The sequence below is a fragment of the Nostoc sp. C052 genome (assembly GCF_013393905.1).
Taxonomy (GTDB): Bacteria; Cyanobacteriota; Cyanobacteriia; order Cyanobacteriales; family Nostocaceae; genus Nostoc.
The window spans coordinates 122,843-145,802 of record NZ_CP040276.1; the positions used below are offsets into that span (position 1 = coordinate 122,843).

Genomic DNA, 22,960 nt, shown 5'->3' on the forward strand with positions numbered 1-22,960 from the left:
TTTCTTACCATATATGGTAATTTTAAAGTAACTAAAACATTTCCGACGGTTAATATTTCTCGCTTTCTATAACCGTGTTTTTGCATCTTAACCATCCCACCAGCCTCTTGTTTTCTCCATAGCTGTTTGATTTGCTGACTGAGATTGTGAAAGGTTATACAACAAAATAGCAATACATTGACCAGCTAAAATAAGCGCAATTTCTCTAATTTTTCCTTCTCTTTCTTCAAGAATTTTCCCATTCCACTCTGTGATGTTCGTCAATTCTAAACATTTTGTCACCTCGGAAGAAAAGTTTGATAATGATTTGCTCAAATCTAGAGTTGCACATATAGGAATCATATTTGATTTCTGAAAAAGGTTGCGAGATAATACGGAGGGAGATATCTGTCTAAGAGCGAACAATGATAAACCAGTATATAGAAGCAGCGATCGCAGAACTACAAGAATTTATAGATAATCGCCCAGATGCCCGTGAAGTTAGAAAAGCTTTAGCAGTTAAACTGGTTTATCAAGGCTACAAGTATGAGGAAATTCAAACAATTTTAGATGTGTCTGTTGGTTCGATAACAAGCTGGAAGAACGCCTATAAGGAATATGGAATTTCAGGACTACGCTTAAATTATCAAGGGAGAAAGAGTTACTTGAGCGATGAACAGAGGGAAGAAGTATTAAGTTGGTTGCAAGCTAAGGATATTTGGGAACTGGGTGAACTGGAGTACAAATTAGCATTTGAATATGATGTGATCTACGAATCCAAACGAAGCTATTACGATTTGTTTGACGCGGCAGGAATTAGTTGGAAGAAAACCACTGCCTTGAATCCAAAGGCGGACATTGAAGCTGTTGCCGCAAAAAAAAACAGTCTTGTTTCATTGTTGGCAAGCAACAGAGAGGAAATAGAATCAGGAAGACTAAGAGTATTCTTAATAGATGAGTGTCATCTACTCTGGGGAGACTTAACCGGATACGTTTGGGGAAAAACTGATCAAGAAATTGCAGTCAGAGTTATTAACGAACGAGATAAACAGACATACTATGGGGCAGTTGACTATCTCAATGGTAAGTTACTTCTGAAAGCTTACAATGCTGGTAATTCTGAAAATACGATTGATTATTTACGTTATTTATTAGACCAGTCTCCCAGCCAACGATTACTTCTTTTTTGGGATGGCGCTTCTTACCATCGTTCACATCTAGTTCAAAACTTTTTAGGCGAAATAAATCAAGGTTTATCTCCAGAGCAATGGAAAATTCACTGCGTCCGCTTTGCTCCTAATTGCCCATCACAAAATCCTATAGAAGATATTTGGTTACAAGCTAAAATATGGGCGCGGCGTTTCTGTGCTTTGATTCCTTCGTTCTCTCATCTGAAGTGGATGTTTGAGTGGTTTATCCGACACACTACCTTTGATTTTGCCACTCTTCAAATGTACGGAGTTTTTTCAGAAATCAAATATTAGTCCTATATACTTTTTTCCATTAAGGTAGATAATCCCTGTCTCAAAATTATTGCTCAAAGGGAATCCTAGCTTTTTTTGGGGTCAAAAAAGAGAGTCTTGCAACTTGTGACTCAAACTCATCTTGACTTTTTAAGTATTAATGCGGTTTAGTAAGTATAATTTTATTTGTATTACGGGGGAAATAATTTAGCGATCGCTTGTTTTTTACCGGATCTGACAAAACCGCATTGCTCCCACCAAGCACTAAATGCCATAATAAGATTTGAACCACGATGTAAATTTCTCTAATCCTACTTCAATTGATGTACTCGGTCTGAACCCGATATCTCGAACGAGATCATCAACATCAGCATATGTGATTGGAACATCACCAGGCTGCATTGGCAAAAAATTTTTCTGTACTTTTTTACCCAAATGATTTTCTAACACTTCAATAAAGTGTAGTAATTCTACGGGTTGATTATTGCCGATATTATAAATTTTGTAAGGAGGAGTGTTTGCATCTAAATCTGATGTAGGGATTTTATCAATAACTCTCACCACACCTTCAATAATATCGTCAACGTAAGTAAAGTCTCGTTGCATGTTGCCATAATTGAATACGTTAATTGGTTTACCTGCCAAGATGGATTTTGTAAAGGAATAGTAAGCCATATCAGGACGACCCCAAGGTCCATATACTGTAAAAAAGCGTAGTCCTGTAGCTGGAAGGCAATATAGATGACTATAGGTGTATGCCATTAGTTCATTAGCTTTTTTTGTGGCGGCATAGAGGCTGATGGGGCGATCAACATTATCATTTACTGAAAAGGGAATCTTGGTATTTGCTCCGTATACGGAACTTGAAGAAGCAAATACTAAATGTTTGACTTGGGAATGACGGCAACCTTCCAAAATATTAATGAAACCGCTTAGATTGCTGTCTGTATAAGCATGGGGATTTTTAATGGAGTAGCGCACACCTGCTTGAGCAGCTAAGTTGACTACAATATCAAACTGATGATCTCTAAATAATTTAGCTATGTCTTCTCGATCTGCTAGATTTAATTTATAAAAGCTAAAGTTCTTGTTTTCCCGTAGTTGCTCAAGCCGATCGCATTTGAGTTTAACATCATAATAATCGTTTAAATTATCTAAGCCTACAACTGTATCGCCTTTAGATAGCAGTTTTTGACATAGGGAAAAACCAATGAAACCTGCTACACCTGTAACTAGAATAGAACTCATAGTCTTATCTTATTTTTTTATTCTGTCTGCTAGTATGCGATCTGTAGATTGCTTTGACGCACTATTAAGTTAGCATCAAATAGTTATAGTTGTCGTAATTGCACTTGGATGCTAGAGCAACGCACACTGTGACTAATTTTCCGAGTTTGGCAGAAGATTTTGTTAGGTAGAAGTTACGATATATTTATTCTCTCTATTTCTTCACCCAATTGACGCCGTGCTGATTCAAGAACTTGGGGATCTTGTGTCCAATTGCGCCAATCACGCCCAACTAACTTACTAACCTTTAATGCTCGGTCAGTTTGACCTAAATTTTTCAGTATCTCTACATATTCATAGTCCTCAACGCCCTCTCTCAACCATTTCAGCCTTATAGACGGAACCACACCTTTAACCCCAACTTCCTCTCCAGGGTAGACCAACATCCCATCACCTGGGTAGAAACGATTATTATCATTTTTAACAAAAAAGGTATGAATATCGTTCCAGGGATCACGAGTCCACAGATCAACTCGCCAGTATAACAATCCTGTCAGTCCCAAACTCTGACTAAGAAAACCGGGCTGAATTCTGAAATTAAGGGGTGCAAAATCAATCTGCCATTTAGGTGAATAATCATCTTGTACCAGGGAGTTATAAGACCAAACTTGATCTCCCTTTTGCAAAACTTGCGAGATACGATTGGCAAACTTTTCATAATCATTTGGCAAGACAACCCAAACATCAACGGCTGAACGCCCTGTTCCCGATCCATCATCATAGAGATCAGGAACGGGAGGCATCACAACCAAGTTTGCAAATCCAGCTTTATGAATAGCGTACCCCCACTTCTTCATAGGCTCATAGAGATTTCTACAATTGCTAATTTCGTCTGCGGAATAAACATACTTAAATAAATCTGGTTGATGAAGTACAGCCTCAGCTAGAATATCCGCTACCGATGGAGCTTGAGACATCCGACAGTTGCCAAGCTCGGCTCCACTCCAAAAACCTAAATTAACTGACTTGAAACCCCATCGATCAATGAGTTCCCGTTCTAACTTTGGCTTGGGATTAGAATTGAATTGGGGATTAAGCTTATGCCTGAGAATTTCCTCTGATGCTTGTTTAGTTTGATCTCCATAAAACAAAAAAGCGGAACTGAGTGACGGCTGTATAGGTAATTCAAAGTCCCATACTCTTAAATTGATCTGACCAGTGCTTTTACCTTGATCGCTGGTAACGGTAAATGTGCCCCTATATTGACCTGCAAGCGAATCACGAGGCACAAATATATCAACCCAAATAGGCTGATTCTTGCCAGCATCTAGATTAAATGGAACAGCATCCAAACTGGCACCAGTCATATCTCGTTTTTTTAATGGATCTACAAAAGGAATCAATCCATCAGCATACCAGCCTTTACCTGAAGGTTTATTAGTTCCTTCACGGTGTGGGCTGGGATTGTTGACATAAACATAATGTTCTCTATAAAGCGTGATGTTGCTATTTGGAATAATATTATTGTTTGGACTGCTCAAATCGGAAATAGAAACATTGACATTACTAAGCCTGGTACCATATGCCTGAATACCAATTTGAAATGGTTCATATTCTCCACGAGCAGCGTACAGTGTAATATTAGTTGAGCCTCCATATCGATCTGTGACTCCAATTCGCTCCATAGCTGAAGCAGACCAGACCCTAAGAGGTGATAAGGATGAACTACTGGTGAATCGATTTACGCTTGAACACGCTAACATAAGACATAGAGTTCCTAAAAAGCATGAGACGACCTTAATTATTCCAATCAGCTGATGATTCCTGCTAAACATAGCTTCCTAATGAGACTTTATAAATTTCTAAAATCACAATTTATTCAAAAGCGCTTGAAATGAATCAAATACACACAAGTTATTTGAATATAGTTACAACCAAGAAATATGTATATTTTTGATACATTTTTCTATATTTACCAACCATTAATTTTTAAAATATTCTGACGAAATTTTTGGTAAGCATATCCTCCAAAATGAGCAATTAACATTGTCTGTAAAGCGACTACAGAATAAAACCAACAACTAAGAAAAGAAGGAACTTGATTTTTATCACCACGCCAAACTTCTTGATTAAAGTTTTTTCTAAATTTCCAATTTACTCGCAATCCTTCTATTATCATGGATAAAAAAATAACTATCATTAACAATTTTATAAAAAGTTGTAAAAATTGCACAAAACAACTGATTATTACAATAATAGTAATTCCAGAAATTGCTAGAAATGGTAATTTTCCTCGGATTGGTGCAGATTTAGGATACTTGACGGTTGTCAGGTATCGACCTCTTCCGTACTTAAAATATTGAATTAACAAAGATTTCCATGTATTTCTAGGATAGTACCAGACTTTAATTTTAGAACTCACATAAACTGCTCCGTAAGTTTTACCCATCAAGTTATGCTGAAATTCAGCATCTTGATTTTGGATTTGATTCATATCAACAAACAGCTTCTGCAATCTCAGATTCAATTCAGCATCTTCATTGGTTATTGCATTAGTACTGTATCCAGATACTGCTTGTAAAGTTTTCTTCCAGAAACAACCAGGAAAAAGTGTGTCAGCATAGCCATCATAATCAGGATTGCGATGCTTAACACTTCCCCCTCCTAAAACACTTTTTGATGCTAGTGCTACTCCTGCTTGAAAAGGTGTTTTAGCAGCAAAACGAGTTGCTCCACCTATATTGAGCGCTTTGGATTCCAGAACTACCTCCACACATTTTTCAATGTAGTCAGATGCATAATCTGAGTGAGCATCTGCTCTAAGAAAAATATCACCTGTACAATGTTGCAGAATTAAATTGAGACCCGCAGATTGAATTTTTTGAGAATTATGCAAAAGCTGCACTCGTGAATCTTCTTTTGAAAGACTTTGAATGATGTTCTGAGTACCATCAGTACTCCCACCGTCTGCAATCATCACTTCAATTAAGTTTGGATAAGATGTTTTAAGAAATGAACGCACGACTTTTTCTATACAATCTGCTTCGTTGTAAATAGGAATAGCAAGGGAGACAGAAGGAAAATTAACTATCATCTGTTCACAAAAATTAAGGGATAAATTACACTTTTTTATCAAATATTAAGTATTATAGCAAACTAGGCTTTCCTATAATACTCATTGAGTGTGTGCTATCTAGATCCATAAAAGGTGATTCGTAAAGAGAATCTAAAGGGCTTCTGGGTTAGCTTGAGTAGATTTTATGCTAGATCAAGTTGAATAGTTGCACTGAACATGACTCGTCTCCCTGAAATTGCGAATCCTAAAAGGAAACCTTACCCCAGTGATCTCAGTGATGTTGAGTGGGAAGTATTGAAACCGCTTGTACCTGCACCCAAGGGTTTGGTCATCCGGTCGAAGTTGAATTTCGCGAGACTCTCAATGCCATATTTTATGTACAACCTACTGGATGCCAATGGGAAATGCTGCCCCATGACCTCCCACCCTACACTACTGTGTATGGCTACTTTCAAAAATGGCAATCGTTTTGGCATCTGGCAACAAATGCACGACCAAGTTCGAGAACGACTACGAACGGAATTAGGCAGGGATAAGCAGTCCACCGTTGCGTAGGTGTAGCCCGTCGTAGACATCGCGGATTCTCAATCCGTCAAGACAACGGAAAAAAGGGGAGATCTACGGTTTCGATGGTGGCAAGAAGGTTAAAGGACGTAAGCGGCATATCGTCGTAGACTCTTAAGGATTGTTGATTAGGGTTCTCGTAACCGAAGCAAATGCCTCAGAACGATTAGAAGCGGTGATTGTGCTGGATGAAGCAAAAGAGAAGTTGTGCAAATTAGAAGAGATCTGGGTAGACCAGGGGTATTCTGGCAAAAACTTTGCCAATGCTGTTCAGCAGGTCTGTGGTGAGCGTGTGCGGGTGGAAGTGATTAAGCGAACCTCTGAGATGTTTGAGCAGTTGCCCAAGCGATGGATTGTTGAGCGAACTTTTGGATGGCTGAATCGATTTCGGCGGTTAAGTAAGATTATGAGGTGTATTCAGAGGTGAGTGAAGCGATGATTTATAGTTCTTTTCTTCGTCTCATGGTCAGGCGATTAGCTACTTAAAATTTACTTTACGAATCAGCTCTCAGAGCCAATAATAATTTAAACTTTTAAAGTTAGATAATCTCAAGAGAATTAAATCGCATGTTTACATAATCATTTTCCTATCGATGTACTACATAATCATAATCGGCTTAAGTAAAACAGTTCAAATAAAACGTTTTGAGTAGTTAGGAGGGTATTCACAATAGTCAAGAGTCTTGAGATAAATATACTGCCTGTTTCATAAGGATTTGCTGTTGCCATAGTTCTCGGAGATTTATCATTATGTAATTGATATCAAAGTTAGTTTTAAGATGTTGATAGGCGATTTCAGTCATATGACTCATTTCCTCTGGATGTGAGAACGCCTGTCGAACTTGCTTAACCACACTGTCCACATCACCTTGTTGGACAATATAGCCATGTACTTTATCAGTAACAAGTTCTTCAATCCCAGGTGTGCGACTTACAACACATAAACAGTGACAAGCCATTGCTTCCTTCACTACATTCGGAAGTCTTTCTTCTATTGCTTTTGACATAAATAGAAAAACTTCTGTTCTTGCCATCTCCTCAAAAATTTCATCGTGAGTAACGAAACCTCGAAAATCAACAGCATGGCTAATTCCAAGAGAGTGGGCTAAAGCTTCTAACTTTTTTCGTTCTGGCCCATCTCCTAAGATTACAAGACATGCATCAGACCAATTGCTCAAAACTTGGCTAAAAGCTTTCAATACATCATCAAATCCCTTCTGGTGAGTTAATCTTCCCGCAGTAACAATACGTCGCTTAATTTTTTCTTTTTTTGCTGGGATCTTATTGAAATCGAGTCCGTGATAAGACAATACAATCTTTTCTTTGAGTATGTCATATTTTTCAATTGCAGGAATATTTGCGAGTGTAATTGTTTGAATCAGATCGGCATTCCGGGCAACAGACCCAGTATAAGAATCCTTTGAGTCAAACTCTGGGTAATGAACATCATGAGCAACAAATGATATTGATACAACGATTTTAGGTAGCCTATTTTGTATTAGGTATCCAACTAGAGAAGGAAAATGAGACCAGTATAAATGAACAACATCTGGATTGTGCCGTCGGGCAGAATCATATATCTGTAGACTGCAAGGAACAAGAATTAAACTCTTAAAGAGATTAATCGGTCTTTTCCAAGAATGTTTTAAGATCCATAAAATAAAATAAATTAAGAGTAGCGGTTGTGTTAAACCAACCCACACCCCATGCAAAGTATTTATTATGGAGTTATGGGTAATCCATATATCTGTTAAACCTCGTTCTGCGACTAGCTGTGAAAATAGTCGGTGTTTAGGGCGAAGACCGTGTACCGCGATTTTCACGCCAGTTCTTCGCAGAGCCATAACATCATTACAAGCAAAAATTTCTGATGGACATGGAAATGCCATAGTGATGATCCAGATTTTCATTGTGACAATTGCATCCTTTAAGATTCAAAAAGATTACTTATCTAGAAAAAACTACGTTACTGACACAAGGTTGAAATTTGGGAGAGACCGCTAAAGCTTTTACAGCAATTTGCAATCAAACACGCTACAAAAATAGCTATTTAAACAGACTCAAAAAATAGACCACAATGATTAAACCAGTTTAGAGCATTTTCATCGGTAATAGAATTAACCGGCATAGTGATTGCAACATCTAGAGCATCGAATGTTCGAGTTTTAGCACCAACGTTGAATTTATTTTAACTTTGACCAACATAACTCAATTGGCGATAAATCAGGTGAGTATGGAGGCAAAAACTTAACCTTTTCTCCAACAGATTCTATTAAAGATTTTGCAGTTGCAGCATAATGCACGGGTAAATTATCCATGAATATAATTGCTCCAATCCATAACTGAGGTAGTAATATTTGCTCAATAAAAACTAAAAAGCTAGCAGTGTTTAGACTACCTGGAAAAGTCATATTGGCAATTAATCCCTCATCACTCATAGCTCCAATTACGGTGATGTTTTTGCCTTTATTACCTGGTCGCTCATCATAGATTCTTCCACCGTCAATACTCCTAGCATAACGTCTTGTTATAGCCATATTTACACCTGTTTCATCAATAAATATCAGGTTTTTGACATCTATAGTATCTAGCCAAAGTCGAAATTCATAGCGCAATGTTTGTACTCTTTCTGTAGTTTGCTCAATCGATACTAAAGTTTTTTTCCGATTTAATTTTAAGCGTTTAAGAGTGCGGGATAAACTGGATATACTTACGTCTATTTCTGTGCGCTCTTTTACGGCTTCTTGAATTTCTCGCAAATATATATCGCTTTGCTTTGTCACCATTACCTTTAACAATTCTTGCTCAACACTCAACACTCAACACTATTAAGCTTCGAGCGGCGGTCTCCTCCTTGGGGTCTGGCAGCAATCTCTGCCGTCTCTCGATACCGACGTAAAAAGTCACGAATGAACGACAAACTGACTTTAAATCGTTTTGCTAATTCCCTTTGGCTACCTTCTTTGTTTTGCCACGCACTTAATATCTTTTGTCGTAAGTCAATTGAATATGCTGCCATCTTTAAATACTAGTTTTTACATTTTTACAGTTTACTATCTTTGTGGCGGGGTTGATATCAAATTGCTGTAATTCTCAAGCGAAAATGAGGGTTTGTCCTAGACTTTTCCCTGCAAGCGATCGCTTGCAGGGAGTCAGAATTAATTTGTACTGTTGGGTCTAAAAATTCGGTAATACCAGACATTTCTTGAACCAGTAAGTGAGTTGTCATTATCCCTGCAGTGCTCTGTTAGACAATATTGCAGCTTGATGTTTTCTTAAGACAATTAGTTGCTGGTTAAGTGAGTTTAACTTTTCTCACTCATCACAGCCATCAACGCAAATGGAATTAGATAATTATTCAGAGATAAAATCGTATGGGAAAAGAGGCTGATCAACAAAATAAATACGGCAAAAATGATTCCGAGCTTGCGTGTATCACCACGAGCACGATGGATTACGGCATATATTGCTAATGGCAAAATGGGAATTCCAATAATTCCATATTCAGCTGCATATAGCAAAAACATATTATGAGTTGACACAGAAAAATGAGTGTTGCTATAATCGAATGTTGAGCCAATTCCATAGCCAAATATTGGACGTTCTACAAACATTTCCCAGCCTTTTTCTGCAACTTCTTTACGTTCCATACTTGAAGAATCTTCCAAAACTTCATCTCCACCTATTATGCTTTCGACTCTTTTAAGCGCAGTGGAATCAAGTTGTTTATAAATATTTGAACTGTCTCCAATCCATTCAGATCCCAATTGGACAACAAAAAACAGAAGCATTCCCATAACTAAAATACATAACAGAGATTTTTGAAAAGAAATGACACGAGTTAGATGTATCATGATGACTACAAAAATCCAACCCAAAATTCCTCCGCGTGAGAAAGTCAAAACAACGCCAAAGCCAACTATCAGTATCCAAGGAATACGTAATTTTTTTGGAAACGATCCCACTGTCACAATCATGCCAAGTATCAATGTATTTGCACAATCGTTGGGATCGAGATAAAGACCTACTGCTCGACCCTCTACAAGACCACCAAAGGCAGAGGGATTAAGGATTTGGTAGAAATTATTGAAAACTCCCATCCCTGTGGCGGCTATGAGGGCATATCTTGTCCAACTTTGAACTCGTTGATCTGCGAATAAAAAAGTTGTTACCAGTAAGAAGAGAGATGAAAAAGATCGATCTATAAATGCTCGTAGTGAAAATTCAGATTTAGGGAAAAATGAATAGGAAAGAAAAGTAACAATAAAATAACCCAAGCACCAGCAAAAGACTGAGCGGGATGGATATTTACCCCTTTCTCGAATAAATAAAGGAATCGTGAAGATAGAGTAGGGCAATATCAATCCTACAGGACTAATTAGAAGTTGATTTACTGTTAAGTACCCATCCAAACGTGTAAAAAATATAAAAATTCCACCAATAGCTAGAAGGCCCTGGTAGTAAATTAGCCAGTTACGTGTTGTGTTAATCGACATAAGATTTAACAGGTTCGGAAAGTGTAATTAATACTTGCCATGCTTGATATGTTAGAAAAGGGATTTTGAATATTAATCCATCTAAATACTAGCAACCAAGTATAATTTTAAAGCCAGGGTAACCAACCAATAAGCTTGCTAGTATAGAAGCCAAATAAAAGTATTTAACTTCAACATTATTAAAATACTTGCCCAAAAAATTAAATCTTTTTTCAGCAGTGGTGCTCATCTTTATAGCGAATATCAGGAGTTAATTTGCGAAATAAATTTATGAAAAGATTGTGACCCATTGGCTCAATAAATACGGCTTTACCTGAAGGACATAAAACTCTAACCATTGAATTTAATGACTTTTTAATGTCAAGGTGATGTAAAATTCCTGAACCAAAAACCAAATTATTTCTAATTGTTCGTTTTTAAAAAATTTAGAAATGTCCTAAATAAGTGTTATGCACTGTCATCAAATAAACTCAAGAGGGTATTCTCTGTCTTAATTATAAGTTGTAGCACTGAAAAATTTTCAACAATTCGCTGTCGGATTTTGGACTGAGTGTAATTCCCAGTATTCAACTCCGCGATTAATTGCATCACAGCAGTTTTCAAGGCTTGTACATCGTTAGGTGGGACGACGATCCCCTGGTTACCCACAATCAATGCAGAATCACCCACATCTGTAACTACACATGGTTTTCCGAAAGCCATTGCTTCACCAATAGCATTGGAAAATCCTTCCCCAAAAGCAGACACAGAAACAAGAATATTTAGTGCGTTATATACCTCAGGCATGTCTACCCGTGCTCCTGCCCAGATCACCTGCTCAGTAATACCAAGCACATTAGTTAGTTCGTAGAGTTCTCTTGCATAATCTTGTTGCTCTTCTCCGCCAACACAAATAAAACGCACATCTTGTCTCTCTTGAATAACTAAGGCGGCAGCTTTCAGAAACGTTGAATGATCTTTCATCGGATGAAGTCGTCCGATTATTCCAATTAAAATCATATTAGCTGAAATGCCCCATTCTTGACGAATGGTTTTGCCTGTTTTCAGGTCAGGTTGAAAGTGATCTACATCAATTCCATTGGAAATCACGATCATGCTTTCTGCTGGGAAGCCTTGGGATAGATGATATTTTTGACCTGCGTGGGAATTTGCAATGATTAGATCGGCAAACTGAGCTAATTTCTGCTCGATATAAAGAGTTGACCTTACCCATTTAGAAAGTTTCTTACCTCTTTCTATATTCAGTTGAGAATCTCCCCAATTAGAATGCCGAATTCCCCAAACCATCTTAGTAGTAGGGAAAAAAGGTTTTAAGAAAATCGTTACTATATTAGAATCCGGTAAATAGCTATGTAACACATCAGGTTGAATAGACTTTAATTGTTGAAACAACCTGCCAAAGAAACCAGCCATATCCCAACGGCTTTGCTTCCCTAAAGATATAAGTTTGATCGATGTTCCACTGAAGTCTATTTCTGAATTAGTATCTGGATAAAAGCATAAAACACTCACATCATAGCCTTTAAGGCTTAAGCCTTTTGCTAGGGTCGTTAATTGTTTTTCTGCACCGCCACCACCGGAGCGAGCAAGGGATCTAATCAGGAAAACAATTTTTTTCATCAGTTTTCTGAGAAATAGAGTACATCTAAGTTTGTAAGCTTGAACCGGAGGTGATCGCCCCCAACTTTGCTCTTAATTGTGAGTGTTCTGTAGGACTTCAACTATTAGTGTTTCCCATCGGTCTAGGACTTTATCTAAACTGAATCGCTCAACCACTTCTGGCGCACGAGTTGCAAGGCGATTTCGTTCTGCTTCATCTGACATTAAGCGATCCATCGCAGCTGCTAATGCTCCGACATCTTGATTAGGCACTAAGATGCCATCGATCCCATCCCGCATCACCTCTCGGATGCCACTGGAGCAGTTAGTTGAAATTACAGGTAAACCACAAGCAAGCGCTTCTCCCAGTGCCATCGGAAATCCTTCAGTTCGGGATGCCAGCACAAATAGTTTGGCACGTTGCAATAGTGGGAATGGATTGCTGATAGCTCCTGTAAACACCACACTTTCTGATAGCTTCAAACGATCCCGCAAGTTTTCGAGTTCAAGCTTAAGCTCCCCTTCTCCTAAAATTAGAAGATCCCAGTCTGGGTATCGATCTGCAATCTTCTCAAACGCAGCCAGCAACAAATCAAAGCCTTTTGCATTAATCAGCCGTCCCATAGCTACAATCCATTTCTTATCAGGATCAACTTTATTTGGATAATCGATTTGAACGTGAGTCCGCTTAATTGGCAGAAATGGATTGGAGATTACTGCCCTTTTTCCCTTTGGCAACCAACTAAATTCATCATCTACGTCCTGACTAACGCTGACCACTTTTTGTAACTGTGGATAGGTCGCATGGCGTAGCAGTTCCCAGGGTTGCCCACAGGGAAACATTTTTGCACTGCTATGCTGAGTAGCAATCACAGCATAGTTGGTTCGAAATAGCGCCAGCGCAGTCAGAATATTCATTTGGGGCATGAAAGAAATTACTACATCAGGTTGAGTTGACTGAATGGCCTTTCTCAAGCAAACGAGTCGGACAACAGTATTCCATAGTGCATGGAGTGGAGTAGCCGATTTGTACCGCAGGTTAAGGGCAATACGTTTAACCCCTGTTGGTAATGAATAAAAGTCAGCATCATCATTCGACATCGTGAGAACTGAAACGCTATGGTCTCGCTGCAAAAATCCTTTTGCTAATAAGACTAAAACTCTTTCTGCACCACCACTTGACAACTCCGGAATGATTAGTATTATTCGCATCTTAATTAACCGTCAAGAGCTTACTCAAATTTTTATTTACAAAAAAGTAAACATAGCAGAATGAAAACAGGTAGACACAACTTGTTGATAATGCAATTCCCTGAATTCCCAACCATTGCATGAATAAATAGTTTAAAACTATATTAATTAGCAAATTAAAGACTGATACCCACATTGAGATGTGATTCAAGCACATAGATATCAGCACTTTGACAACAAAAATACCTGCAATGTAAAAAGGAATTTGTAGTGCAGAGGCAGATAGAATTTGTGCAACTAAATGAGTTTCTTCGACAGTAAAAGCACCTCGTTGGAAAAGTAGCTGGACAATTGGCTCAGACAGAAGCACCAAAAGCCCTGTAAAAGGAACTGTAATCAGGAAAATTAATTTGAGATAGGACTTTAAGGTATGATTAATTCCTTGCCAATCACTCGATGCAACCATTTTTGAAAGATAGGGAATAACCGCAGTACTGATTGCAGTTCCTCCTAACATTAAGGGGATAAAACTCACCCGACTCGCATAATTGAGAGCGGCGACACTTCCAGGTGCTAACATTGCCGCCATCGACTGATCTACTAAGACAGAGCTGCACATTAAAAGTGCCCCCATCATTGCTGGTGAGTACTGTTTCACAACTTTATGTAAGGCTGGAGTCAAGCCAAACCACTTGGGTCGTAGCACAAAACCCCGTCGATAAAGAACAACCCATAAAAATATCACCTCTAAGATTGTACCCACGATTAGCCCAATGGCTAAAGCAAAAATCCCTAGTAACTGCCCAAATAGAAGTAATAATATAATTGTCGCTGCTGGTGTCAGAACGGGTGATAAAGATGTTAATATAAACCTTTCTCCTGCATTCAATATGGCACTAAAGAGTGTGATAATTCCGCTAAATACAACTACTGGCGTGATAACGTAGAAAAGCTTATAGGTTAGAGCTAATTTTTCATCGTTAAATCCTAGTGTCATCCAAGGGAAATAGAAACAAGCAGTTGCGATGATTAATAGAGTCATAATTGCTAGTAGCACCAGACTGCAAAGGAATGTACCAGAAAGAAGTTCTTCTGATTCCTTCAGACTTTCGTGATCTCGAATTTTTATATAGGTTGGGATCAGTGCTTCATTTAACGAGCCTGCAATGACATTAACAATAAAGTTAGGGACGACTGTAGCGATTAAAAATGCATCTAAAAAATCATTCGTTCCAAACTTCCAGGCGACAATCGATTCTTTATAAAAGGCAACGACTTTTACTAATATTGTGCATGTAGTAACCACAATAGCAGCACTAAAAATCTGGCGGTTGATAGAATGGCTAGTGAATTCTTTCCAAGATTTAATAAGCCACCGTATTTGAAAAGTTTTCATTACATTTCCACTACAGAAAAATATCTACACTAATTACAGCAGTTTGCGTTCAAACCAGCCACAATAAAAACTACCGAATAGGCTCAAAAAACAGACCGCAATGATTAAACCAATAAGAAAGACCTAATATCAATAGATACCCAAATAGTCGCATTAAGCTCCGTTTATTGATAATAATTGCGCTTACCCTGGCTCTTATGAGATGCGGAGCGTATGTTATCAAGTTAGAAAATTGACTATTCAAAAGCTTTAAAGACAAACGATTTTTTTTTTCCATCAACGCAGGCAATCCATTGATTCTCTGCTATTTTATGAGGGTCAATCGTGTGCATTCCAATATTATTCCAACTATTACTCGGTTGCAGAATGGGATTTTCTGGGACTTCCCTTTCCTGGTAGTGTGTAGTTGTTAGTTCAGTGATTTCAAAGGCATTAACCTGCTTGCCATAAATTTTTTGACAATCTTGGGTATAGCGAAATAGTTTGCCGTTCATGGAAAGCACTCGCCCTGCTGGTCTTGCTATGCTCGCGTCACCTTTTATTAATGGGCTTTGAGGATGCTCAGTCCAAAGACCCAGCAAATCTTCTGAAGAGTGAAGATATAGTGTGTCATTACCTGCTTGAGCGCAAGTAAATATCCACCACCGCTGTTCATGACGAAAAATAGTAGCATCAACGTAGCTACGCTCATCAAGTAAAATGCCAGCACAGACCCATTGGGTTGGAAAATCAGTGGCTTTATATAACCGAACAGACTTAGTCTGGTAAGTTTCAGGAATAAGATAGTACTCATTATTCCACTTGAAGATATAGGGATACGACAAATGAAATGGCTCTTCCAGTACAATTTGGCAGTAAGTCCAGGTCACACCATTCTGGCTAGTCGCAAGCGCTATTTTTCCCCGGCTATCATGACGATCTAGAACTTCAAAAAACATATACCAGCTTCCCCCTTCATATATCATGAAGGGATCGGCTACAAAATTGGCTTTTGTATCCGTGACATCTTTAGCTGTTAACACTGGATTTACAGCCTGAGGATGAGGTTTTAAATTAAATGGGGAATCCCCGCAATAGATGCCAATTGCCCATTCTTCTCGCCTTCTAAAAAAAATTTTGGCAACTTTCTTTAATTGATACATATTGTTAACTAATCTTCTTCAATTTTTTTGGTGCTGACGATAGCGATCGCTTGCAAGCTATTTGAAATATATTTTGGCGTTAGGCGTTAGTCGCCTGAAACCTCCGATTTCAAATCGGGGGTTGCTGAAAAAGCTCGAATTCCAGGCATACTTATCTGACTCAAAGCAGACCTTTTCCCACCGTAGTACCCTTAGAGTGATAGTAACTAGACCCGCTTTTAGTAGTAACCCCATTCACCACCATTCCCAAAACGTGCGATCGCGATCGCTCTAGCATCGTCTTTACAGTTTTAGCAACAACCAACTTAACTACTGCCGGACGCACAACCAGCAATATCCCATCCGTCAGTTTACTCAACATCAAGGCATCACCAAACAAACTCAAAGCAGGAGTGTCAATAATTACACAGTCATACTCTTTAGCTGCCTCTTGGATCAAGGAAGTCATGCGCTGCGAATCTAGTAATGCTGCTGGGTTAGGTGGAATTGTACCAACAGTTAGCACATCCAAGTTAACCATTACTTCTTGCGTGGTGCAGGGAAATTCCGCTTGATTGACTAAAACATTACTCAATCCGATTAGGTTAGATAATTTCCAGATTTCCTCTTGACAAGAGTGACGCATATCTGCGTCTATTAACAATACCCTGCGTCCCATATGTGCTTTAGCTACTGCCAGATTAGCTGCCACAAATGATCTGCCTTCACCTTGAGTTGAACTAACCACAGTAATTACTTTTAGCGGTTTATCAAAAACGGTAAAATCCAAGTTCGTCTGAAGCATCTCAAAGGCTGAATTTACCACTGAGTAAGGACGCTCTGTCATTGGCAGTTCTGATAAAGACTCTGCCTCACCACCTTTATATTTTTGAGCTAAGTAAGGAATTTTACCGAGTAAGGGATAATTAAATAGCTGTTGAGCTTGCTCAATAGTTTTCAGGGATTGATCCATAGCTTCCAACATTAAAGCTATCCCCACACCTAGCAAAATTCCCAAAAATCCACCCAGCGCAAGAGCAAGTGTAATTTTGTCAGATGCTTTGTTGGGAACTAAAGCCATAGATACCACCTGTGCATTACCGACATTTTGATTAACGACAACATCCACTTGTTGCGATTGCTTTAGTAGTTCTTCATAAGTTCCTCGTGCTACTTGCAACTGTCGTTCTAGCTGTTGCTGCTTTTGTTGTAATTGGGGTAAGACACTCAACCGTTTTTGGGACATTGCATATGCATCTTGCAAAACCTTAATTTGATTGGCTAATGCTGAACGTTCCACGTCCGACTGTATTAACTGAGCAGTTAGAGTCTGCTTGAGTTCCCCCATCTGTAAGTTTTGCGTTAGTACAGGTTTTTCGCTGCCTACATTTTCCGAAACTCGTATAGCTAACTGTTTCTTGAGAGATGTTGCTTTTGCCGTCAAATTAATAATCGTTGGATGTTGATTTGTATAGCGGGTCTTTGCCACTGCTAACTCGCTTCCCACTTTCTGATATTCTGTTAGCACCTCTTGCACACTTTTTGATTGACTTAAATTACCCATATCCACAGCTTGCAGCGAATTTAATTTCAATTGACGTTGCAGAAGCCGTGAGCGAGTCTCGGCATCTACCAAGTTTGACTGAGCTTGAGTTATCTGGCCAGATAACTGATTGAGCCTTTCTACACCTGTAGTAGCTTCTTGGTCTAAGGCAATTATCTTGTTTTCTTCTTTAAATTGACGTAAAGCTTCCTCTGCTTTAACTACCCTTGCATCTACCTCAGGCAATTGGTTACTCAAAAATTTCTTTGCAAGCCTTGCCTGGGATTGATTAACGCTAATATTGTTTGCCAGATAATATTTCATGACTGAATTCACAACAGACGCGGCTTCTTCTGGATCGCTACTGCTGTAAGAAATCGCCAAAATATCTGTACCTCGGATACTTTTAACCTTGAGTTTTATGAGAAACTCATTTATTCCTAGAGGTGTTCCTTTCTTATCTGTCAGGCTTAGGCTAGTAATGGTTTTCTTAACTATTGGATTGGAGCGAATTATCTCTGCTTCTGTATCCAATGGGCTGCTTAGTTGAGTTACACCGCTCAACTCTCCAGCTTGTGCCGAGGGAATTGTTAGCAAAGAAACACGGTCGGTTTTCCTGAAAAGCAACTTGCCTTCTGCTTGATAAATTGGTTTTTGCCTGATAGCAATTAAAGTCGACACTCCAAAAACAGAGGCAGTCACTGCAGCTATGACTAGCCAACGCCTTCTCAAAATCAGCAAGTATTGTTGCAAATCTAGAGAGTTTTGGTCTTTTTCATTAGAGGGCATGGAATATATTGCAAATACCTAAAATACTTACTAATTTTGCTTCACTATCAAATTTGGTAGTCTAAAACAATTACTTTTACATACTAGTAAAAAAAAATACAAGTATGTTAAGTAAAATATTTTTTGATCTTTATTTTAATATTCGCATTTTCATTTAAGCATTAATACCAAGATATGTAAATAGATTCTGACGTTATTAAATTAACCACGCATTTAGAAAACGTAAACATGAGAAGTAAGTTGGCACAATAAACAAAACTATGTAAAAACAAATAATTACGCTAACATCCTCTTCTATCCTGGTTTATAGCTATTAATTTTTGCCTTACTTCAACCACGAATATTTACGCCGACCTACTAAATTTGAAAATATAGAGAATTACAGTATTTGTACAATGTGTAATCCTCTATATTCAGTTGACAGTACAAAATTACTAATTTTAATAAATTTTTCTTTTTTCACGAGTTAAGCGTGCTGTTAATACCAGCTTCAAAAGTAAATCTACGCTAATCACTTAAATTTAAAGTTCATATTGACTACATTCATGGCATCATGCAAATATAAAAGAAAACAAATTAGAACCTGTAGTCTGAAGTTTGACAGCTAGCGTTAAGATGTATGTGTTACAAGTACAATACATAAACGTACTGACAATTCTTCTTACAGTCCATAATACCCAATACCTAATTTAGTTGAAACATAAAGTATCACAAAATCTCTATATTTTGTGATTTTTGACACATTAAAACTAGTCCTTGTTACCATCAGTTTTGAATCTTTTGCTGCCTTTAACAAACAAATAAATACCAGGATACTGAAAAATCAATGACTCTTACAAGTTATGTCAGTTCCCCTGCCAATACTAGGTTGCCAAATATAATCCGCAGCCTACCGATATTGCTCTTATTAGGGGACATTTTTGGGTTGCTCATTTGTTTGGTGATCGCCCAATGGTTGCGTTTAGCTCAACCCTTAGATTGGCTCAATCTATTGCCTTACGGATTTGTGTGCATAACACTTGCAACGTTTTATTTAGCAGATGCGTACCATCCAGATAGGCAAATTGCAGGTTTGAGAGCGCCTGCTCGAATTATTGTTTGTAACATTGTGATCGCATTTTTCGTTTCTGCCCTTATTTACTTGTCAGGTATTGCCCAACATAATCCGATATCGTGGCGGAGTGTCTTTTTACCTAGCTTGGGGATCTTTACCGTTTGGGCAATAATATTGCGCGTAGTAGCAGTGAAATTGGTGCGATCACAAGCTTTGAAAAGCCGTTGGTTAATACTAGGAGCGGAAGATAATGCAATCAAATTTACACAAAAATTGCTAGAACTTAATCCTTTAGGAAAGTTGACTGTTCTAGCAGAGGAAAATCAAAAAACCATAGACTTACCAAAAAGCAATCTGAGTTATCAGGGAAGTCTGAGCGATTTGTCGCAATGGAGTCAAAAATCATGGTCTGGGGTTATAGTTACAGCCCAGATAAACTTTTCCAAGGCTCAAGCACAACAGTTAATGCAGATGCGATTGCGAGGCATTCCAGTTTACACATTGCCGGATGTTTACGAAACATTTTGGTACAAACTACCCTCCTCGCTACTACAAGATAAATGGTTGGCTTTTAGCGATGGTTTTAGCCTAATGCCTGGTTACTTCAGCATGAAACTGAAGCGAGTTATCGATCTCGTATTGATCCTGTTTTTACTAGTATTAGTTTCACCACTTCTATTATTGGTTGCATTACTAGTTAGACTAGATAGCCCTGGCCCAGTATTGTACAGTCAGCAGCGAAGTGGCTTGTACGGTAAGCCATTTAGAGTTTATAAATTTCGCTCCATGTATCAGGATGCAGAAAAATTGGGGGCGCAATGGGCTAGTCAACGCGATCTACGAATCACCAGAGTCGGATACTGGCTACGTTTGTTGCGTATTGATGAGTTACCCCAAATATGGAACGTCTTACGGGGTGAAATGAGTCTGATTGGACCTCGTCCAGAACGACCAGAATTTGATATCAAACTCAAAGAAGCGATTCCCTACTATGAAGTTCGCTATTTGGTCAAGCCTGGAATTACAGGCTGGGCACAGGTTATGTATCCCTATGGAGCATCTATAGAAGATGCTTATCAAAAGCTATCATACGATCTGTACTACATCAAAAATTATTCCATTTGGTTGGATTTAGCGATCGCCTTCAAAACGATTCGAGTTGTTTTGTTAGGTAAAGGTAGATAAGAAAAAAGAAATGAAAAATAAAATATTGGTAACTGGCGGTGCTGGTTACATTGGCTCCCATGTAGTTCGCCAACTGGGGGAAGTTGGTTATGATGTCGTGGTCTACGATAACTGCTCTACAAGTTCACCAGCATCAGTACTATACGGGAAATTAATTATTGGCGATTTAGTAGACAGTGGACATCTTTATCAAGTTTTTGCCCAGCATAAATTCAGCGCAGTCTTACACTTTGCCGCTAGTCTAATTGTTCCAGAATCAGTAGCTCATCCCCTCGATTACTACGCCAACAACACCCGCAACACCTTAAATCTGCTGCGCTGCTGTAGCGTTATGGGTGTTAACAAGTTCATTTTTTCCAGCACAGCCGCAGTCTATGGAGAAGTAAAAAACAATCCTGTTACTGAGTCGAATCCCACACAGCCCATTAATCCTTACGGACGTTCAAAGTTGATGAGTGAGTGGCTGATCCAAGACTATGCAGCAGTATCTTCACTAAACTACGTAATTTTACGTTATTTTAATGTAGCAGGTTCTGAACCAAGTGGACTATTGGGGCAAATGTCACCGAATGTCACACACTTGATTCGAGCTGCTTGTGATGCAGCACTCAAGCGCAAGCCAGAAGTACGAATTTTTGGTACTGATTTTCCTACGCCCGACGGAACCGCAATTCGAGACTATATCCACGTTGAAGATTTGGCGACTGCTCACTTAGATGCTTTGGATTACTTAGAAAAAGGAGGGGAAAGCCAAATTTTCAACTGCGGTTATGGGCAAGGATACAGTGTGCAACAAGTTATTGAAAGAGTCAAGGCTATTTCTGGTGTAGACTTCCCCGTTATTGCCGCACCACGTCGTCCAGGCGATCCTGCCTGTGTTACAGCTTGTGCTGATAAAATCCGTAGGGTTTTGGATTGGCAACCGAAGCACAATGATTTAGACGAAATTATCGACACAACTATTACTTGGGAAAAACATAAGAGTAACTTGGCAAGACAAAGGCATCTAAATATCGCATATGCATAATCAATACCTCTGCCAATCTACGAGGGTTCAACACCAGTGGAAACGGGATGAATACGTCCTAAAGCAGTAAGCTTGGCAAAAATCTGGGTTAATAAAATAGGCTCAGGGATTTCGGGAAGCATTTTTAACATTTCACGAACATATCGAAAACCACGATGGTAAGCCTTAAGGTCAATAATGCCGGAACCGGGATTGAGTTGCTGGAAATCAGCGAGAAGATAGTGGGATAAATTGACCATGAAAAATGCTAAATTACGCCTAATGTGAATTAAACAGGTTGAGACTGGAAAGTGAGAACATCAATACCAAAACGGCGACGGAGCAACAAACGCAGAGTATGAGATGCAATCTTGGCTGCAATATGTACACAAAAGCCATCAACAGTTTTGTTGAGTAAGCGTTCGGGATTACGGCCAGTGTTTTGAATTTCGTGAAAAACACCTTCTACACGCTGGCGAACACGACTAATAAAGCGCTTCAAGCCCTGAGAATGTTGAAGATGCTGGTTATCGCGCTTGAGTGTCCAGATTCGATTACCAGTGCGACGAGCGTAGGCGAAGCCTGCCGTAGGCATCGCGGCCTGCCAATCGGCAGAGATAAATCCTTTGTCTGCGTAAATATCACTAGCGCTAACCATCTCCAGAACACCATCAGCAGCAATTCTTTCATCTGTATTAGCAGGCACTATATCATAAGCAATGGGGATTCCATTCCACGTTGACAGCATAACTAGCTTGTAGCCAAAATAACGCATTTCTCTAGCGGCACACCAACCAGGAGTAGCATTTGCGGCAAAATCACTATGTCGCTTGTCACGTTTGAGTCCTAATACTGGTAATGGTTTGGTGTCGAGAAGGAAATATTTTTCACTTTCTCCAACCAATTGCTCTACCCAACTACGGCGTAAGTTTTCTAACATTCCATCCAACTTACGTAAGCGACGATTGAATTGACTTTGGTCAAGTAAATTGGGAAACCATTCAAAGTAATTTCCTCGGATAAAACCCAGAAACTGTGTTTCTCCCGGAAAAGGCAAATAATCCATTACCAGTGCTAGTGTCATGATTTCACTATCGCTCATTCTTACTTTAACTCCTGGTTTTAGGAGCGTTGTCTTTTTTACTTGCTTTTGATACCAATCATCTACCACTACAAAGATTGTCGTTAATAGCGTTCCAAAGTCTATGCTATTCATGGGGGAAGTCTGAGTTGAAAAGCTGGTAACTTTCATCTTCTTACTTCTCCCGCCT

The 22,960-nt window shown here is 38.9% G+C and carries 18 protein-coding genes and 2 pseudogenes; 4 read left to right on the plus strand and 16 right to left on the minus strand.

Translation table 11 applies throughout. The features are described 5' to 3' along the window. Nucleotides 1–87: 87 nt before the first annotated feature. Nucleotides 88–315, minus strand: coding sequence for a hypothetical protein (locus FD723_RS37970; protein ID WP_179070326.1), 228 nt, complete (start codon nucleotides 313–315; stop codon nucleotides 88–90). Nucleotides 316–404: 89 nt separating this feature from the next. Between FD723_RS37970 and FD723_RS37975 the strand changes: the two genes are divergently transcribed. Next, nucleotides 405–1,463 carry an IS630 family transposase gene (locus tag FD723_RS37975; RefSeq protein WP_306297058.1) on the plus strand — a complete coding sequence of 353 codons (1,059 nt, stop codon included), beginning with the start codon at nucleotides 405–407 and terminating at the stop codon, nucleotides 1,461–1,463. Between the two features lie 243 nt (nucleotides 1,464–1,706). On the opposite strand, the gene FD723_RS37980 is transcribed toward FD723_RS37975, so the two are convergent. From FD723_RS37980 to FD723_RS37990, 3 genes are all read right to left on the minus strand, one after another. Then, nucleotides 1,707–2,690 (minus strand): NAD-dependent epimerase, encoded by a 984-nt coding sequence (locus FD723_RS37980; protein ID WP_179070327.1) that lies wholly within the window; start codon nucleotides 2,688–2,690, stop codon nucleotides 1,707–1,709. A 173-nt stretch (nucleotides 2,691–2,863) separates the two neighbouring features. Next, on the minus strand, nucleotides 2,864–4,354 hold the full coding sequence (locus tag FD723_RS37985) for a glycoside hydrolase domain-containing protein (RefSeq protein WP_256875414.1): 1,491 nt from the start codon (nucleotides 4,352–4,354) through the stop codon (nucleotides 2,864–2,866). Between the two features lie 287 nt (nucleotides 4,355–4,641). After that, nucleotides 4,642–5,763 carry a glycosyltransferase family 2 protein gene (locus tag FD723_RS37990; RefSeq protein ID WP_179070329.1) on the minus strand — a complete coding sequence of 374 codons (1,122 nt, stop codon included), beginning with the start codon at nucleotides 5,761–5,763 and terminating at the stop codon, nucleotides 4,642–4,644. Between the two features lie 198 nt (nucleotides 5,764–5,961). Between FD723_RS37990 and FD723_RS37995 the strand changes: the two are divergent. Beyond that, nucleotides 5,962–6,795: pseudogene (locus FD723_RS37995) on the plus strand (IS5 family transposase). 188 nt (nucleotides 6,796–6,983) lie between these two features. On the opposite strand, the gene FD723_RS38000 reads toward FD723_RS37995, so the two are convergent. The 10 genes from FD723_RS38000 to FD723_RS38045 all read right to left on the minus strand — a co-directional run bounded on the left by FD723_RS38000 (nucleotide 6,984) and on the right by FD723_RS38045 (nucleotide 18,444). Continuing rightward, nucleotides 6,984–8,219 carry a glycosyltransferase gene (locus FD723_RS38000; RefSeq protein ID WP_179070330.1) on the minus strand — a complete coding sequence of 412 codons (1,236 nt, stop codon included), beginning with the start codon at nucleotides 8,217–8,219 and terminating at the stop codon, nucleotides 6,984–6,986. Between the two features lie 273 nt (nucleotides 8,220–8,492). After that, nucleotides 8,493–9,125: an IS630 family transposase gene (locus FD723_RS38005; RefSeq protein ID WP_179070331.1), complete on the minus strand. Its 633-nt coding sequence runs from the start codon at nucleotides 9,123–9,125 to the stop codon at nucleotides 8,493–8,495. Further along, on the minus strand, nucleotides 9,122–9,328 hold the full coding sequence (locus tag FD723_RS38010) for a helix-turn-helix domain-containing protein (protein ID WP_179070332.1): 207 nt from the start codon (nucleotides 9,326–9,328) through the stop codon (nucleotides 9,122–9,124). The genes FD723_RS38005 and FD723_RS38010 overlap by 4 nt, the downstream gene beginning before the upstream one ends. 57 nt (nucleotides 9,329–9,385) lie before the next feature. Continuing rightward, nucleotides 9,386–9,538: a hypothetical protein gene (locus tag FD723_RS38015; protein ID WP_179070333.1), complete on the minus strand. Its 153-nt coding sequence runs from the start codon at nucleotides 9,536–9,538 to the stop codon at nucleotides 9,386–9,388. Nucleotides 9,539–9,614: 76 nt separating this feature from the next. Further along, nucleotides 9,615–10,805 carry an O-antigen ligase gene (locus FD723_RS38020; RefSeq protein ID WP_179070334.1) on the minus strand — a complete coding sequence of 397 codons (1,191 nt, stop codon included), beginning with the start codon at nucleotides 10,803–10,805 and terminating at the stop codon, nucleotides 9,615–9,617. A 447-nt stretch (nucleotides 10,806–11,252) separates the two neighbouring features. Next, nucleotides 11,253–12,425: a glycosyltransferase gene (locus FD723_RS38025; protein ID WP_179070335.1), complete on the minus strand. Its 1,173-nt coding sequence runs from the start codon at nucleotides 12,423–12,425 to the stop codon at nucleotides 11,253–11,255. A 72-nt stretch (nucleotides 12,426–12,497) separates the two neighbouring features. Then, a complete protein-coding gene (locus FD723_RS38030) occupies nucleotides 12,498–13,616 on the minus strand; it encodes a glycosyltransferase family 4 protein (protein WP_179070336.1) in 1,119 nt (372 codons plus the stop codon). Nucleotide 13,617: 1 nt separating this feature from the next. Further along, nucleotides 13,618–14,991, minus strand: coding sequence for a murein biosynthesis integral membrane protein MurJ (gene murJ / locus FD723_RS38035; protein WP_179070337.1), 1,374 nt, complete (start codon nucleotides 14,989–14,991; stop codon nucleotides 13,618–13,620). Nucleotides 14,992–15,227: 236 nt separating this feature from the next. Further along, on the minus strand, nucleotides 15,228–16,133 hold the full coding sequence (locus FD723_RS38040) for a hypothetical protein (protein ID WP_179070338.1): 906 nt from the start codon (nucleotides 16,131–16,133) through the stop codon (nucleotides 15,228–15,230). A 160-nt stretch (nucleotides 16,134–16,293) separates the two neighbouring features. Continuing rightward, on the minus strand, nucleotides 16,294–18,444 hold the full coding sequence (locus tag FD723_RS38045; RefSeq protein WP_179070339.1) for a polysaccharide biosynthesis tyrosine autokinase: 2,151 nt from the start codon (nucleotides 18,442–18,444) through the stop codon (nucleotides 16,294–16,296). 826 nt (nucleotides 18,445–19,270) lie between these two features. Here FD723_RS38045 and FD723_RS38050 point away from each other — a divergent pair. Then, a complete protein-coding gene (locus tag FD723_RS38050) occupies nucleotides 19,271–20,683 on the plus strand; it encodes a sugar transferase (protein WP_179070340.1) in 1,413 nt (470 codons plus the stop codon). Between the two features lie 10 nt (nucleotides 20,684–20,693). After that, complete coding sequence (galE, locus tag FD723_RS38055; protein ID WP_179070341.1) at nucleotides 20,694–21,710, plus strand: UDP-glucose 4-epimerase GalE; 1,017 nt, start codon at nucleotides 20,694–20,696, stop codon at nucleotides 21,708–21,710. Nucleotides 21,711–21,727: 17 nt separating this feature from the next. On the opposite strand, the pseudogene FD723_RS38060 reads toward galE, so the two are convergent. Together FD723_RS38060 and FD723_RS38065 are read right to left on the minus strand one after the other, a co-directional pair. Beyond that, nucleotides 21,728–21,964: pseudogene (locus FD723_RS38060) on the minus strand (IS4 family transposase); the annotation flags it as partial. Between the two features lie 14 nt (nucleotides 21,965–21,978). Next, nucleotides 21,979–22,941 (minus strand): IS982 family transposase, encoded by a 963-nt coding sequence (locus FD723_RS38065; RefSeq protein WP_256875389.1) that lies wholly within the window; start codon nucleotides 22,939–22,941, stop codon nucleotides 21,979–21,981. Between the last annotated feature and the right edge of the window lie 19 nt (nucleotides 22,942–22,960).